Origin of the sequence: [Actinomadura] parvosata subsp. kistnae, assembly GCF_900323885.1 — a bacterium.
In the GTDB taxonomy this organism is placed as follows: domain Bacteria; phylum Actinomycetota; class Actinomycetes; order Streptosporangiales; family Streptosporangiaceae; genus Nonomuraea; species Nonomuraea composti.
The window spans coordinates 3068873-3084019 of record NZ_OOHJ01000018.1 but is presented as its reverse complement, the minus strand read 5'-3'; the positions used below and the strand labels follow the sequence as shown (position 1 = coordinate 3084019).

Below are 15147 nucleotides of genomic sequence, written 5' to 3'. Positions count from 1 at the left end.
CGAACTGCGTTGGGCTGGGCGGGCTTGTTGGTAGGTGCGGCCGAGCGGACGGAGGTGCTGGGCCAGACTGGGGGCGGAGCCGGGCTGGTTGGTGGGCGGGGTACCGGACTGGGTTGGGCGGTTCGGCGAGCTGGCCGGATTGGGCGGGCTGGTTGGCGGGTGCGGGCGCACGAACGGAACTGGCGGACCGAGGCGGGCTGAACGGGCGGGCTGAACGGGTGGGCTGGGCGGGTGGGCTGGGCGGGTGGGCTGGGCGGGTGGGCTGGGCGGGTGGGTGTCAGAGTTGGGTTCGTTGGGTTAGGGCGGTGTAGCCGGGGCCGGGGTGGGTGTGGCCTTGGGGGTCGAAGGTGAGGGCCGGGATGGATTCGACCAGGCCGGTCGGTGTTCTGGAGAGGAGGCAGATTTCGGCTATGCGTCTTCGGCCGTCGGGGCGGCCTCGTGTCAGGTGGATGACCGCGTCGAGGGCTGCTGCCAGTTGGCTGTGTACCGCCTCTCTTGAGAGGCCTGCCGCGCAGCCCAGAGCCTCCAGGCGTGGGGGGACGTCGGCTGCCGTGTTCGCGTGGAGGGTGCCGCAGCCGCCCTCGTGGCCTGTGTTCAGGGCGGCCAGGAGGTCGACAACTTCGGGGCCTCGTACCTCTCCGACCACCAGGCGGTCGGGGCGCATTCTGAGTGCCTGGCGTACGAGGTCGCGCAGGCTTACGCCGCCGGCGCCCTCCAGGTTGGCCGGGCGGGTTTCCAGGCGGACCACGTGAGGGTGGAGGGGGCGGAGCTCGGCTGAGTCCTCGACCAGAAGGAGGCGGTCTGTTGGGTCGGCCAGGGAGAGGAGGGCGGACAGGAGCGTGGTCTTGCCCGTGCCTGTGCCGCCCGTGACGAGGAAGGCGAGCCTGGAGGTGACCATGGCGGTGAGCACCGGGATCGCGGCCTGGGTGACCGTGCCCGCCGTTACGAGGTCGTTCAGGGTGAAGGCGCGGCGGGGTGGCAGGCGGAGGGAGATGCAGGTGCCGCCGGAGGCGACCGGGGGAGCACGGCGTGGAGGCGTACGCCGCCGGGGAGGCGGGCGTCCACGTACGGGGAGGCGTCGTCGAGGCGTCTGCCGGCCGCGGTCGCGAGGCGCTGGGCCAGGCGGCGGACGGAGCCGTCGTCGGTGAAGGTGATCGGGGTGCGGTGCAGGCCGGTGCCGTCGTCTGTCCAGACCTCTCGTGGGCCGTTGACCAGGACGTCCGTCACGTCCGGGCGGGCCAGGAGAGGCTCCAGAGGGCCTGCGCCTATCAGGTCGGCGCACAGGGCACGGGCGATCGCGAGGATCTCTGCGTCGCCGTAGACGGACTTCTCGGCCCTCAAGGCCAGGGCCACCTGGGCGGCGGTGGGCTCCGTGCCCGTTCTGGCCAGGCGTACGCGTACCGCCTCCACCAGCTCTGGGGAGATGGGAGAGCTTGAGGGGGACGGTTGCCGGGCGGGCGCTTCCGGGGGCTGAGGGTGGTGGGGTGTTGGATCATGAGGGGGGCAGGAGGTCTCGGAGGAGGGACGTGCAGAGGGCGCCCAGAACGGTGCGGGGGCCCAGTCTTGGGAGCTCGCCCCGGTTGAGGGTGGCCGTGAGCCTGGGCTGGTCGGGCAGGGTGCCAGCCGAGGGGATGCCGAGAGCCGTCATGGCCGTGTCGTCGTCCAGGATGCCCGGGCGGAGGATCGCCCGGATGTCGGCCGTGTGCTCGCGCAGCTCCGACAAGACCTGGACGGCCGACAGGATGCCGCGAACGTCCGCGGTGGCCACCAGCAGGGTGGATCTCGCTCTGGACAGGGCCTCCGTCGCGGACGGGTCGAGGTGCCTGGGGAGGTCCACGACCACCAGGTCGAAGCCCCGGCTGCCTGCCTCGAGGACCGAGCGCATGGCTTGAGGGGGGATCGCGTCGACGTCGCCTCTGTGGAAGGAGAGGACAGCCAGGTCGCCGAACGCCGGGAGGGCCGCCTGCAACGCGCTGGAGTTGATCCTGCCTTCCCTGGCCACCAGGTCCGCCCAGCGGGCGCCCGTCGCCTCCTCGTGGCCCAGTAGCGCGTCTATGCCGCCGCCCAGCGGGTCGGCGTCCACCAGGAGGGTGCGGAGGTGGTCGGTCGAGGCTCGCAGGGCCAGGCACGCTGCCAGGACGCTCGCGCCTGCGCCGCCTCGGCCGCCTATCAGGCAGATCACGGCGCCTGAGCGGGGGTCGGGGTCCATGGCGTCGGCGAATCTGTCCACCAGGTGGCGTTCGTCGGTGGGGAGGGTCACGAGTGATTGAGCCCCTACTGCTACGCATTTTCGCCACGTGTCCGGGTCTTCGGTGTCTCTGGTCACTAGGAGGACCTGGTCTCTGGGTGGGGGTGAGGTGGCTGCCACCGGCTCTGCCTGGTCGGCGCCTATGGCGATCAGTGGGGCGAGGTTCCAGAACGGGCGGGCGTGGGCGGGGGTGGGGCCACGTTGAGCTGGGCGCCTGCTGCGGCGGCTATGCGGACCAGGTCGTCGAGGAGGGCGGGGTCTTCGGTGATGGCCAAGGGGCGGTGCATGTCGGCCTCCCGGTGGTGGCGGGGGTTGGGCTGTTGGGAGGCCGAGTTTGGTGGAGGTGGGGGCGGAGGGGTGCGGCCGAATCGGGTTCTGGGGATGAGGGTGGGTCCGGGTGGGCGGGCTGTGGATAACGCGGCGTGGTTGGGGGCCTGTGTTGGGTCCTGGGCCTGGATTGGGCTGGTGGGCCTGCTTTTCGGGCGGGTTGGCCCGCGTGGTCTGAGGGGCGCCTGTGCTGGTGGTGGGCGCATGCTGGCGCGGGCGCGTGCTGGCCGCCGACAGGTCGAGCGTGCTGCGGGGGCGTGCTCGCGAGAGGGGCGTGCTCGCGGGCGTGCTCACGGGGGGCATGCTCGCGGATGGGGGTGCTGGTGGGTGGGCGCGTGTTTGCGGGTGGAAGGCGTGCTGACGGTAGGGGCGGTGCCTGGTTCGTGGGCGCTTGTTCTCGGGTGAGGGCGTGCTGGGGCGTGCGGAAGGCAGGCGCGGCAGGACGCAGGTGGGTTGCGAGATGGCACGTGGACGAGGGGCGGAATGCGGTGCGGCATGCAGGCGCACGAGCGGAGGTGCGAGCGCAGGCGCGGCATGCGGGCTCAGGGTACGGGTGCCGAGCGCGGACGCAGGGGTGCGCATAAACCCGGTAGGCGCGGCGAGGCGGTGATGGCCGTTGGCGGAGGGAGCGGAGGGGCGGGCGCCCGGTGAAGGGCGGCTGCAGCAGGAAGCCGACGAGAGGTGGAGGGCGAGAGGGCGAAGTGCCGGGGGCGAGGGCCGAGGGGGTGGGGGCCGAAGCCTGGGCCAGGGGCAGCGAGCCGATGATTAGGCGGGGGCTGGGCTGGGGCTGAGAGGGGCTGAGGGCTGGGCCGCTGGGGCATGGGCAGGTGGGGCCGCCGGCCGGGGCAAGGGCCGGGCCGAGGGCAAGGGCCGGGCCGAGGGCAAGGGCCGGGCCGAGGGCAAGGGCCGAGCCGAGGGCAAGGGCCGAGCCGAGGGCAAGGCATGAAGGCTATGAGAGGAGTCGTCATGACACACAACGGCAGCACCGGACCGGCCGGGAGGGCGAGGCATGGGGCCGGGGGCCGACGGCCGGGGGCCGACGGCCGGGCAAAGGCCGCCTTGGGGCGCACAAGCTGGGTGGGAGCGTGGCGCCGGGGCGAAGGCCGGGGCGTAGTGCCAGGACGGAGCCAGGGCGAGGCCGATGACCGCGCGAGGGCCAGGGTGAGGTACACGCGCTGGAGCGTGCTGGGCTGGAGGCCGAGAGCTGGGGCCGCTGGGCACGCGCAGGCGGAGGCCGACGACCGGGCAGGGGCTGGGCCGGGGCGCACAGGCTGGAGCCGGAATGTGGTGCCAGGGCGAGGGCCGCGGGGCCGAGAGGGCGGGGCCGAAGCAAGGGGCCGGGGGGCGATGGCCGACATTGGGGCTGGGCTGAGTGCCCGCACTGGGTCGGACCTGGAGGCCTAGGTTGGGACCGGGGCTTGGGCGAGGGTCGGCGACCAGGGGTACGGGCCTCGGCACACGAGCTCCGGGCGGCCCTGAGGCTGGGGTCGGCCTGAGGCTGAGGCCCGCGACCAGCTGAGGACGGTGATCCGCGGCGGGCTGACCGCTGAGGTATGTGGGACGGGCCCGAGGCTGAGATTGGGGCTTGAGGCCGGCTGGGGGCGGCGGTCCGCGGCGGGCTGACCGCCGGGATATGTGAGACGGGCCCGAGGCTGAGATAGCGGGCCTGAGGCCGGCTGAAGGCGGCGGTTCGCGGTGGGGTAGTGGCGGTTCGGGGTGGGTGGTGGCTGGGGGGCCTGGGGCGGAGCGTGGTGGGTGGGGCGGGAAAAGGGGCGACCCCCGCCGGGGGGAGAGCGGGGTCGCCTGATCGGTCCGGCTCCGGGGGGGTAGAGCCGGTCCCGTTTCAGAAGAAAGCTTTCATCACTGGACCGGAGCCTGGCAAGGGACTTGCAAAGCAATCCCGTACGAGGGCGCTCCAGTTTCGGGCGATACCACCGTATGCTGCCCGATCGACGCGAGTTTCGTCGAGCAGCAATCTCGCATTTTCGCCAAGTTTTTTCGCCACCCGATAACGATCACATAAAGGAGATCACGGAGAGTGATCGTCACAGGTTGATAACCGAGGCGGTGGGAGGCGGGCGGGCCGGAGCGGGAGCGGTCGGGCCATGCATGGGTAAAGGTCTTGGTCCGAGGGGTTCCCATCAGGGCGGATCCGTCGTAGAAAGGGGACACGGACCACTTGTCCGGGTGCATCAGCCGGGCACCCACGTGCGACCAGCCGCGGGAGGCGCGTCGTGACGGGCTTGACCCGCTCCGACGGATTGAGGTGCACGCTTGGTAACCCGGTGTGATGCACCGGCAGACGGCGTTCCATGACTGGGACGCCGTCAGCTATGTCACGAACGCGCATCCAGGCGTCAGCCGCGCTGCATGGCCTCACAGATCGCGGTCGTCTCGCGGACTCCGAGGGTTACCGCGGAGGCACAGTGTTGTACCCAGGCGGCGACGCCCTCCGGTGAGCCCCCCAGGTAGGCGCGCAGCGCCTCCGCGTACGGCAGCTCCAGGTGCCCCACCTCCACCGCCACCAGCGATTTCGGGTCGAGCCCGTACTCGACGAGCGTCAGCCGCCCGGCCGCGCGGGCCACGATCCCGTCGGCCGTCCCGAACGGCCGCAGCACCGCCAGTTCGGCGTGCACCACGGCGGCGAGCACGATCGCGGGGGCCTTGGTGGGGTTCGAGAGCAGGCTGAGCAGGCCCTCCATGCGGGCCGCGGTGTCGACGGCGCTCAGGGACGGGCCGAGGGCGAGCGGGTCGGGGGCGTCGTCTGTGGCGCGGGGGCGGCCGAGCGCTTCCTGCGGGGCGAGGCCGGCGGCGGCGACCGCGTGCAGCCGGGCGAGCACCTGCCTGGGCGCCTTCCTCCAGGTCGAGCCCAGCCTGCCCATCTCGGCGGACGCGCGCAGCGCCCCCTGCACGAGCGGGTCGTGGGCCTCGTCGCGGCGCAGGACGTCGAGGGGCACGTCCGCGCCCTCGATGGCGGCCGAGGCGCGCGCCCCGCGCAGGGACGACTCGGTGGACACCGCGGGGCTGGCCCGGCGCAGGACACGGTGGCGGTAGAGCCGGTCGACGGCCTGCCTGGCCTCGTCCACCGCCTCCGGGACTCCTGGGAGCTGGGCGATGACGGCCAGCGGGTCTGGGTCACTCACAGAACCTGACCTTACCCGCGAGTAGGACGACGCATCTCGCAGGTGAGGCCGAGGGGGAGGTCGCATCCCACGTGCGAGTAGCTCGCACCCCCGCCCACGAGTAGGACGCGTTCCACGTGCGACGAGGTCCCTCTCCACGTGCGAGGAAGTCCCCGCCCGACGTGCGAGGAAGTCCCCGCCCGACGTGCGAGGAAGTCCCCGCCCGACGTGCGAGGAAGTCCACGTCCCACGTGCGAGGAAGTCCCCGCCCGACGCGCGAGGAAGTCCACGTCCCACGCGCGAGGAAGTCCCCGCCCGACGCGCGAGGAAGTCCACGTCCTACCTGCGAGGAAGTCCCCGTCCCACGCGCGAGGCGGTCCCGTCCCCGCCCCCGCGAATAGGACCGAATCCCACGGACAAGGAGGTCGCGCCCACGCACCAGGAGGTCACATTCCACGCGCGACCAGGACGATCCCGCCCGCGACCAGGCGCACCCCGCACACGAGCAGGACGTGCCACCCAAGCTGACGCTTGGTGGGTAGCAGATGGCGGAGAGTGAGCGAAGCCCAGGGGGCCGCACCGGAATCGCGCCAAGCTCTCGGCCGTCGCGCCGGAAACCCCGCAAGCCCTCGTACGTCGATAAATCCGCCGACGAGGGGACCCAGAAAGCAGGACCCCTTCCCCGCGTCGCGTATTCTCACGATTTCAGGATGACAACATTTCAATAGCATTTGTAATGCACGCCGATAATCATCACCCGCCCCCACGGACTCGGTACAGACCTGTCTAGACCTCTTGTGTACGACGGTCATGAGCTGGTGAAGTGGGACACGAACCTGACCAATCTGGCCATAGAAGGAGCACGAGGTGGCCCCGGAGACCGCTGGTAACGAGACCCAGGCGCTGTCCAACCTGCTGAAGGAGAATCGCCGGTTCGAACCGCCGGCTGACCTGGCGGCGGCCGCGAACGTGACCGAAGCCGCGTACAACGAGGCCGCCGCGGACCGCCTCGCCTTCTGGGAGCGCGCGGCTGAGCGGCTGACCTGGGCCAAGCGGTGGGACACGACGCTGGAGTGGAAGGCGCCGTTCGCGAAGTGGTTCGTGGGCGGCGAGCTGAACGTCGCCTACAACTGCGTGGACCGCCACGTCGAGGAGGGGCGCGGCGACAAGGTCGCGTACTACTGGGAGGGCGAGCCCGAGGGCGACACCCGCACGATCACCTACAGCGACCTGCAGCGCGAGGTGAGCAAGGCCGCCAACGCCCTGGTGGAGCTGGGTGTGGGCAAGGGCGACCGGGTCGCCATCTACATGCCGATGATCCCCGAGCTGCCGGTCGCGATGCTGGCCTGCGCCCGGATCGGGGCGATCCATTCGGTGGTGTTCGGCGGGTTCTCGGCGAGCGCGCTGAAGAGCCGGATCGACGACGCCGACGCCAAGGTGGTCATCACCGCTGACGGCGGCTACCGCAGGGGCAAGCCGAGCGCGCTCAAGCCGACGGTGGACGAGGCCGTCGCGGAGTGCCCGCAGGTGGAGCACGTCCTGGTCGTACGGCGTACCGGCCAGGAGGTCGCGACCAGCGACAAGGACGTGTGGTGGCACGACCTGGTGGAGCGCCAGAGCGACCAGCACACCGCGGAGCCGCACGACGCCGAGGACCCGCTGTACATCCTCTACACCAGCGGCACCACCGGCCGGCCGAAGGGCATCCTGCACACCACGGGCGGCTACCTGACGCAGACCGCCTGGACGCACCACGCGGTCTTCGACCTCAAGCCGGAGACCGACATCTACTGGTGCACCGCCGACATCGGCTGGGTGACGGGTCACTCGTACATCGTGTACGGCCCTCTGGCCAACGGCGCGACCAGCGTCATCTACGAGGGCACCCCCGACACCCCGCACCGGGGCCGGTTCTGGGAGATCGTGCAGAAGTACAAGATCACGATCCTCTACACCGCTCCGACGGCGATCCGGACGTTCATGAAGTGGGGCGACGACATCCCCGCCAAGTACGACATGTCCAGCCTGCGCATCCTGGGCTCGGTCGGCGAGCCGATCAACCCGGAGGCGTACGTCTGGTACCGCGAGCACATCGGCGGCGAGCGCTGCCCGGTCGTCGACACCTGGTGGCAGACCGAGACCGGCGCCATCATGATCAGCCCGCTGCCCGGCGTCACGGCGGGCAAGCCGGGCGCGGCCATGCGCCCGCTGCCGGGCGTGGTGGCCGACGTGGTGGACGACCAGGGCAACAGCGTCCCGAACGGCGGGGGCGGCTTCCTCGTCGTCCGCGAGCCGTGGCCGTCCATGCTGCGCACCATCTGGGGCGACGACCAGCGTTACATCGACACCTACTGGAGCCGTTTCGAGGGCATGTACTTCCCCGGCGACGGCGCCAAGAAGGACGAGGACGGCGACCTGTGGCTGCTCGGCCGCGTCGACGACGTCATGCTGGTCTCCGGCCACAACATCTCCACCACCGAGGTGGAGAGCGCGCTGGTCAGCCACCCGAAGGTGGCGGAGGCGGCGGTCGTGGGCGCGACCGACCCGGTGACCGGCCAGGCCATCGTGTCGTTCGTGATCCTGCGCGGCACGGCGGAGGAGAGCGAGGACATCGCGGCCGAGCTGCGTAACCACGTGGCCAAGACGCTCGGCCCGATCGCCAAGCCGCGCCAGATCCTGGTGGTGCCGGAGCTGCCCAAGACCCGGTCCGGCAAGATCATGCGCCGCCTGCTGCGCGACGTGGCCGAGAACCGCAGCATCGGCGACGTCACCACGCTGGCCGACAGCACGGTGATGAACCTGATCTCGGAGAAGCTCCCCTCGGCGAAGTCCGAAGACTGAGTCACTAGGAAACAGCCCACGAGGCCGCATGTCCCGACATTTCGGGGCATGCGGCCTTATATCGGTACGCTAGTGGGCAGGTGTGCCGGGAAGTCTGGTCGGCGAAGCAGGGAAAGCGACAAGAGCGTCATGCCGACCGGCCGAAGGAGATCCGTGCGTACCGAGAAGTGGCCCTTCCCCACCGGCGCCCGCTATGCCCGCGCGCTCGCCGAGGCCCTGCGCACGGAGACGATCGGCGGCGTCATCATGCTCGCCGCCGCCATCGTCGCCCTGCTCTGGGCGAACGTCTCCAACGACAGCTACGAAGCGCTCCGCCACGCCTCACTCGGCCCCATGGAGCTGTACCAGTGGGCCCAGCACGGCCTGCTGACGATCTTCTTCTTCGTGGCGGGGCTGGAGGTCAAGGAGGAGTTCGTCCACGGCGAGCTGTCGAACCCGCGCAAGGCCGCCCTGCCCATCATCGCCTCCCTCGCGGGCATGGTCCTGCCCGCGATCGTGTTCCTGCTGGTGAGCTGGGGGGCGCAGGACGCCGCCCGCGGGTGGGCGATCCCGACCGCCACCGACATCGCCTTCGCCCTGGCCGTGCTCGCCGTCACCGCCGGCGCGATGCCCGCCGCGCTGCGCGCGTTCCTGCTGACCTGCGCCGTCGTGGACGACCTCGGCGCCATCGCGGTCATCGCCGTCTTCTACACCGAACGCGTGAACGTCCCCATGCTCGTGCTCGGGGCGGCGCTCGTCGCCGCGTACGGGCTGCTCCAGCGCCGCCTGGTCACCAGCCCCTGGGCGCTCGTGCCGCTCGCCGTGGCCGCCTGGTACTGCGTCGAGGTCAGCGGCGTGCACGCCACCGTCGCGGGCGTCGCGCTCGGCCTGATGACCAGGGTCACGACCGCCCCGCACGAGAGCCGCTCCCCCGCCGAGGCGGCCGACCACTACTTCCGGCCGGTGTCGGCGGGCCTGGCCGTGCCCGTCTTCGCGTTCGTGTCGGCGGGGGTGAAGCTGGACGGATCGAGTGTCGGCGCTATCTTTGCCGATCGGGTAGTTCTGGGAGTGATGGCGGGACTCGTACTCGGTAAGTTCCTCGGCGTGTTCGGTGGTGCCTGGCTGTCGGTGCGGCTCGGCCTGGCGAGACTGTCGGAGGAGCTCCACTGGCGGGACATGGCGGCGGTGTCGTTGCTGGCCGGGATCGGGTTCACGGTGTCACTGCTGATCGGCGACCTCGCGTACGGCGACGATCGGCAGCGCGCCGAGGCCGTCACCACCGGGATCCTCGCGGCCAGCGTCATCGCGTCGATTCTGGCGGCGGTGCTGCTGAAGATACGGGTACGCAAGCGTCGTATTGCGCTGGATGATGTTTGACACGGCCACCAGGCCTCGATAGGAGACGTTCATGCCGCAGACTCCCGAGGAAGAATCCCTGGGCTCGCTGGTCGCCCAGGCGAGCAGTCACATCTCGGACCTGATCCGCTCGGAGATCGAGCTGGCCAAGACCGAGTTCAGGTTCGACGCCAAGCGGGTCGGAACGGCGGCCGGGCTGTTCGCCGGTGCCGCGTTCGCGGCGCACCTGTGCCTGATCCTCGCCTCGTTCACGATCGCGTACGCACTGGCCCAGGTCATGCCCAACTGGCTCGCCTTCCTCATCGTCACCGTGGTCTACCTGGTGGCGGCGGGTCTCGCGGTGCTCGTCGGGGTGCGCCGGCTCAAGGGGCTGGCCGGGATGAAGCGGACGGCCCGCTCGATCAAGGACCTCAAGGAGATCGCCACGCCTGACGGGCAGGCGCCGCTGCCCGCGCTCGGCCCGGATCGCGAGCCGGTGACCCGCGATGGCTCCTGACGAGTCGGTCGTCCACATCGAGGGCCCCTGGACGCACCGCGCGGTGCACGCGGGCGGCACCCGCTTCCACGTCGTCGAGGCCGGCGAGGGCCCGCTGGTCCTGCTGCTGCACGGGTTCCCGCAGTTCTGGTGGACGTGGCGGCACCAGCTCGTCTCGCTGGCCGCGGCCGGCTTCCGCGCCGTGGCGCCCGACCTGCGCGGTTACGGCGGCAGCGACAAGCCGCCGCGCGGCTACGACCTGCCCACGCTGGCGGCCGACGCGACCGGGCTGATCAGGGCGCTCGGCGAGACCGGGGCGGTCGTGGTCGGGCACGACTGGGGCGGGCTGCTGGCCTGGACGATGGCCGCACAAGACCCCAAGTGCGTGCGCCGGCTCGTCGCCGTGTCCGCGCCCCACCCGCTGCGGCTGCGCAACGCCCTCCTGACCGACCCCTTCGGGCAGCTCAGGGCCAGCCGCAGGACGATCGGCTTCCAGCTCCCGCTGCTGCCCGAGCGGCGGCTCACCCGGCACGACGCCGCGCTGGTCGGGCGGCTGCTGGAGGAGCGGTCGCGGCCCGGCTGGCCGGAGCAGGAGGAGTCGCGGACGTATCGGGAGGCGTTCAGGATCCCGGCCGTGTCGCACTGCGCGCTGGAGTACCACCGCTGGTTCGGCCGCTCCCAGCTGCGGCCCGACGGGCGGCGGTACGCGCGGCTCATGCGTACCGAGGTGGAGGCGCCCACGCTGCACCTGCACGGGGCGCTCGACCCCAGCGTGCTGCCGCGCACGGCGCAGGGTTCGAGCCGCTACGTCGCGGCACCTTACAGGTGGCGGCTGTTCGAAGGGGCCGGCCACTTCCCCCACGAGGAGATTCCCGACGTGTTCGACACCGAGCTGCTCGGCTGGCTGGACGATCCGGAGCCCGACCGATGAGAGACCGCGACCCCGAGGGCAGGCCGCGCAACGCCCGGCCGCGCGACGCCTACGGCCGGCCCTCCCCTACGGGTCCCCCGGCATGCCCAGGGTGCCCGACGACTACGCCCCCACCACCGAGCAGGCGCTGGCCGACGGGCGGCGCTTCCTGGAGGAGGGGCTGCCGTTCAACGCGCACGAGGTGTTCGAGGGGCGGTGGAAGTGCGCGCCCGAGGAGGAGCGGGAGCTGTGGCAGGGGCTGGCGCAGATCTGCGTCGGGCTGACGCACCTCCAGCGCGGCAACGGGCGCGGCGCGATGACGCTCTTCAGCCGGGGCGCGGCCAAGGCGCAGTCGTACGGCGGCGCGTACGACCCCGTCGGCAAGGCGGCCTCGTCGCTGACCCAGGACACCGACCCCGCCGAGGCCATCGCCCTGATCCTCGACAAGCTGCCCACCTAACCGAGTGCTGCGCGGCCGGCGACCAGGGCGCGGGTGGCCGCCGCCGCCTGGCGCACCGCCGTCTCCACCGCCTCTTCCCCCGTCCCGAACGTCCCCCGGTGCAGCAGCCCCGCGTGCCCGTCGGCGGTCGCGATCACGGCCATCCCGAGCGCCTGCGCCGCCGCCGGGTCGCCGCCGGACAGGGCCGTGGCGGCGTCGTGGAAGGCGGCTTTGACGGGACGCATCGCGCGGTCCAGCTCCGGCTCCCCCTCGGGGGTGATCAGGTTGAGCAGCGTCTCGAACAGGGCCCGGTGCCGGGCGGCGAACCGGACGTACCCGCGCACGACCGCCACCAGCCGCTCCTCAGGCGCGTCGCCCCCGCGCTCGGCCGTCACGGCCGCGACCAGCAGCTCCCCCGTGCGCACCCCGACCGCGACCAGCAGCTCGTCGCGGTCGGCGAAGTGCCGGTAGGGGGCGCTGACGGCGACGCCGAGCCGCCTGCTCGCCTCCGCCAGCGAGAACCCCTGCGCCCCCTGCTCGGCGATCAGCTCCATCGCGGTGTCGATGAGCGCGGCGCGCAGGTCGCCGTGGTGGTAACGGTCGCGTCTGGCGGTTCTTGGCACCGCATCAGGGTAGCGAGAGCGCGTTCAGCCGGCCGATCTCGGCCTCGGTGAGGCGGAAGCCCATGGCGCCCGCCGCCTCGGCCGCCTGGCGCGGCTTGGACGCGCCGGGGATCGCCACGACGGTGTCGCCGTACCGGGTGATGACCCAGTTGACGGCCACCTGCGAGACGGACGCGCCGTACGCCTTGCCGATCGCGCGCAGCTCCTCGATCAGCGGCCTGGTACGGGCGAGCCCCTGGGCGCTCAGCTCGCGGCGGCCGAAGAACCGGCGCATCACGGGCGCCGACCGGGCCAGCGCGGGGTCGTCGTGGAAGCGGCCGGTGAGCAGCCCGCCCTCCAGCGGCGAGTACGCGATCAGCGTGACGCCCAGCCGGCGGGCGGTGTCGAGGACGCCGTCGCGCTCGACGTCGCGGTGCAGCAGGCTGATCCGCACCTGGTTCGAGGCCAGCGTGACGCCTTCCGCGGCGAGCACGCGGTGGGCGAGCTCCAGCTGGCGGGCGGAGAAGTTGCTGACTCCGACCGAGCGGATCCGGCCCGCCTTGAGCAGCAGGGCCATGGCCTTGAGCTGGGCCGGGAGGCTCGACAGCGAGCCGGTGGGCATGTGGATCTGGTGCAGGTCCACGGGGAAGCCGCCGAGGTGGCGCAGGCGGTCGCCGATCGTCCTGGTGATGCTGGCCGCGGTACGGCCCAGCGGCACCCACTTCGTGGCCACCGTCACCTCGCCCGGGGCGACGCCGCACGCCTTGAGCGCGCTGGCCAGCATCTCCTCGGAGCGCCCGTTGCCGTACATCTCGGCGGTGTCGAACCAGGTGACGCCGCCGCCGAGCGCCGCGCGTACGACGGAGGTGGCGCTCTCCTGGTCGATGGGCCTGACCATCCACCGCGCGACGTAGCCGGTGCCGGCGAACTGCATGCAGCCCAGCCCGACCGGGGAGATCTCGATGTCCGTCCGTCCAAGCCGTACCATGTGATGAGCTTTCACATTGTGAAAGGCTATCACATAGGGGCACGCGAAAGAAGGGAACCGAAGTCGGGACGATCAGTCGCACTCCTGCGTGCTGGCCGGCGTCGTGTCGTTGCGGCCCGCCGAGGCGTCGGGGGCGACCTCCTCGGCCGTCAGCACGTAACCCGTCTGCTCCTCGTTGATCGCCGCCGCGAAGATCACGCCGTAGACCTGGCCGTCGACCGTGAGCAGCGGCCCACCGGAGTTGCCCGGCAGCACCTGGCCGCGGATCGCGTACACCTTCCGCCGGACCGTGTTCTCCCGGTAGATGTCGGGGCCCTCGGCCTCGAGCTGGCTGCCGATCCTGGCCGGCTCGGCGGTGAAGCCCTTGCCCTTGGGGAAGCCGGCGATGATCGCGTTGTCGCCGCGGCGCCCCTCACCGTCGAAGGAGAGCTGCGGCAGGTCGAGCCCCGGCACGTAGAGGACGGCGATGTCGCGGCGCGGGTTGTAGCGCACGACCGTGGCCGCGTGGCGGTCGCCGTTGTGGTCGATGACCTGGAGGTCGCGGGTGACGCCGGCGACCACGTGCGCGTTCGTCATGATGCGGCCGCGCGCGTAGACGAAGCCGGTGCCCTCGATGTGCTTGTTGCAGCTCTGGGCGTCGCCCTGCACCTTCACGATCGCCTCGCGGGCCCGGCCCAGCTTGGCGCCCTGCAGCACGCTCTGGTCGGGCGGCTGCACGTCGATCAGCGCGCCCGCCCCGATCGCGTCGAAGACCGGCGGGAACTCCGAGCGGTCGATGAACTTCTTGAACGGCTGCTGCCAGTTGCGCGCGGCCTGCGGGATGGCGTCGTCGACGGTGGTGAGCAGCGCGGAGTTCTTCACCTGGTCGACGAGCGGGCTGAACGCGGTGGAGACGATGAGCGAGCCGATCAGCCACGCGATGACCAGCACCGACAGCGCGCTCGCGAACGTGCCGCCGATCGCGTCGGCCATCTTCGCCGGCTCCCACGTGACGTGGCTGCGCACGACGGCGCCGAGCGTCGAGGAGGCGAACTGCCCGATGGTCGCCGACAGGAACACGATCACGATCGCCAGCAACGCCTGCGGCGTGTCACCGTCGACGACCGCCTTCGAGACCGGAGGCGCGATGAACACGCCCAGCACGGCGCCGCCCACGAACCCCACGAAGCTCATCGCCCCGATGATGAAACCCTGCCGGTAACCCGAGATGCCGAAGGCGATCACGAGGCCGATCAAGATGAGGTCAAGCAGATCACCGCGCACGCTTCAAAGGTAACCAGCGATACGGTCAAGTGTGCACGTCTTCGATCAGGACGACGTCACTCACCTGGCTATCTTGAGCGGTATGCCGCCGGACGAGGGAACAGTGCGCGAACTCATCCAGGCTGCCCTGCGCGACACCGATCCTGACGGCCCGCTGCGCTGGCACGTCATCTCGTTGCTGCGCCAGCGCGGCGACCTGGAGTCGTTCATCGAGGCAAGGCGGCTGTGCGCCGCCGACACCGTGGAGGAGCGGCTGCTCGGCGTCGACATCATGGGCATGCTGCGGCCGTTCGTGGACCGGACGCTGCCGGTGCTGCGCTACCTGGCCGCCAGCGAGGACGACGCCGTGGTGCTCTACTCGGTGCTGATCGCGTTCGGTCACCTGGCGGACCCGCGCTCGCTCCCGTCCGTGATCGACCTGGCCGGTCACATGGACCCGCGGGTCAGGTACGGGGCGGCGTACGCGCTGCAGCACGTGCTCGGCGACCCGCCCGACAGGGCGGGGCTGGAGACGCTGCGCACGCTGGCGGCCGACAGCGACGCCGACGTGGCCGGCTGGGCCGCGCTCGGCGTCGCGCTCAGGTCGGCGCGCTGAGT

Annotated in this window: 12 protein-coding genes and 1 pseudogene; 6 read left to right on the top strand and 7 right to left on the bottom strand. The window is 71.5% G+C overall.

Annotation, left to right across the window (positions count from 1 at the left end; all coding sequences use genetic code 11):
• Positions 1 to 277: 277 nt before the first annotated feature.
• From KIS93_RS34470 to KIS93_RS34460, 4 genes and pseudogenes are all read right to left on the bottom strand, one after another.
• Positions 278 to 1425: pseudogene (locus tag KIS93_RS34470) on the bottom strand (TadA family conjugal transfer-associated ATPase).
• Between the two features lie 67 nt (positions 1426 to 1492).
• Positions 1493 to 2392, bottom strand: coding sequence for a septum site-determining protein Ssd (ssd, locus tag KIS93_RS34465; RefSeq protein ID WP_246005429.1), 900 nt, complete (start codon positions 2390 to 2392; stop codon positions 1493 to 1495).
• Positions 2393 to 2397: 5 nt separating this feature from the next.
• Positions 2398 to 2535 carry a hypothetical protein gene (locus tag KIS93_RS65900; RefSeq protein WP_246005434.1) on the bottom strand — a complete coding sequence of 46 codons (138 nt, stop codon included), beginning with the start codon at positions 2533 to 2535 and terminating at the stop codon, positions 2398 to 2400.
• Positions 2536 to 4932: 2397 nt separating this feature from the next.
• On the bottom strand, positions 4933 to 5784 hold the full coding sequence (locus KIS93_RS34460) for a Fic family protein (protein ID WP_080043730.1): 852 nt from the start codon (positions 5782 to 5784) through the stop codon (positions 4933 to 4935).
• A 780-nt stretch (positions 5785 to 6564) separates the two neighbouring features.
• Here KIS93_RS34460 and acs point away from each other — a divergent pair.
• The 5 genes from acs to KIS93_RS34435 all read left to right on the top strand — a co-directional run bounded on the left by acs (position 6565) and on the right by KIS93_RS34435 (position 11718).
• On the top strand, positions 6565 to 8538 hold the full coding sequence (gene acs / locus KIS93_RS34455) for an acetate--CoA ligase (protein WP_080043731.1): 1974 nt from the start codon (positions 6565 to 6567) through the stop codon (positions 8536 to 8538).
• Between the two features lie 153 nt (positions 8539 to 8691).
• Positions 8692 to 9894, top strand: a complete 1203-nt coding sequence (nhaA, locus tag KIS93_RS34450) for a Na+/H+ antiporter NhaA (RefSeq protein WP_230465665.1) — start codon at positions 8692 to 8694, stop codon at positions 9892 to 9894.
• 31 nt (positions 9895 to 9925) lie between these two features.
• Complete coding sequence (locus tag KIS93_RS34445; RefSeq protein ID WP_080043733.1) at positions 9926 to 10369, top strand: phage holin family protein; 444 nt, start codon at positions 9926 to 9928, stop codon at positions 10367 to 10369.
• Positions 10359 to 11279 (top strand): alpha/beta fold hydrolase, encoded by a 921-nt coding sequence (locus KIS93_RS34440; RefSeq protein WP_080043734.1) that lies wholly within the window; start codon positions 10359 to 10361, stop codon positions 11277 to 11279. Before KIS93_RS34445 ends, KIS93_RS34440 begins: the two co-directional genes overlap by 11 nt.
• Before the next feature lie 82 nt (positions 11280 to 11361).
• The gene (locus tag KIS93_RS34435; RefSeq protein WP_246005395.1) at positions 11362 to 11718 is read left to right on the top strand and encodes a DUF309 domain-containing protein; all 357 of its coding nucleotides are present in this window, start codon (positions 11362 to 11364) and stop codon (positions 11716 to 11718) included.
• Here the strand turns inward: KIS93_RS34435 and KIS93_RS34430 are convergent.
• The 3 genes from KIS93_RS34430 to KIS93_RS34420 all read right to left on the bottom strand — a co-directional run bounded on the left by KIS93_RS34430 (position 11715) and on the right by KIS93_RS34420 (position 14550).
• Positions 11715 to 12320, bottom strand: a complete 606-nt coding sequence (locus KIS93_RS34430) for a TetR/AcrR family transcriptional regulator (RefSeq protein ID WP_080043736.1) — start codon at positions 12318 to 12320, stop codon at positions 11715 to 11717. The genes KIS93_RS34435 and KIS93_RS34430 overlap by 4 nt on opposite strands.
• Before the next feature lie 4 nt (positions 12321 to 12324).
• Positions 12325 to 13287, bottom strand: a complete 963-nt coding sequence (locus tag KIS93_RS34425) for an aldo/keto reductase (RefSeq protein ID WP_080043737.1) — start codon at positions 13285 to 13287, stop codon at positions 12325 to 12327.
• 72 nt (positions 13288 to 13359) lie between these two features.
• Positions 13360 to 14550, bottom strand: coding sequence for a MarP family serine protease (locus tag KIS93_RS34420; RefSeq protein WP_080043738.1), 1191 nt, complete (start codon positions 14548 to 14550; stop codon positions 13360 to 13362).
• A gap of 103 nt (positions 14551 to 14653) precedes the next feature.
• Here KIS93_RS34420 and KIS93_RS34415 point away from each other — a divergent pair, with 103 nt between their 5' ends.
• The gene (locus KIS93_RS34415) at positions 14654 to 15145 is read left to right on the top strand and encodes a HEAT repeat domain-containing protein (protein WP_230465666.1); all 492 of its coding nucleotides are present in this window, start codon (positions 14654 to 14656) and stop codon (positions 15143 to 15145) included.
• The last annotated feature ends 2 nt before the right edge of the window (positions 15146 to 15147 follow it).

Excerpts from the sequence above, each read along its gene's own strand:
- KIS93_RS34460 (WP_080043730.1), bottom strand. The coding sequence starts at position 5,784 with ATGCGACCTCCCCCTCGGCCTCACCTGCGAGATGCGTCGTCCTACTCG.
- KIS93_RS34445 (WP_080043733.1), top strand. The coding sequence starts at position 9,926 with ATGCCGCAGACTCCCGAGGAAGAATCCCTGGGCTCGCTGGTCGCCCAG.
- KIS93_RS34440 (WP_080043734.1), top strand. The coding sequence starts at position 10,359 with ATGGCTCCTGACGAGTCGGTCGTCCACATCGAGGGCCCCTGGACGCAC.
- KIS93_RS34425 (WP_080043737.1), bottom strand. The coding sequence starts at position 13,287 with ATGGTACGGCTTGGACGGACGGACATCGAGATCTCCCCGGTCGGGCTG.
- KIS93_RS34435 (WP_246005395.1), top strand. The coding sequence starts at position 11,362 with ATGCCCAGGGTGCCCGACGACTACGCCCCCACCACCGAGCAGGCGCTG.
- KIS93_RS65900 (WP_246005434.1), bottom strand. The coding sequence starts at position 2,535 with ATGCACCGCCCCTTGGCCATCACCGAAGACCCCGCCCTCCTCGACGAC.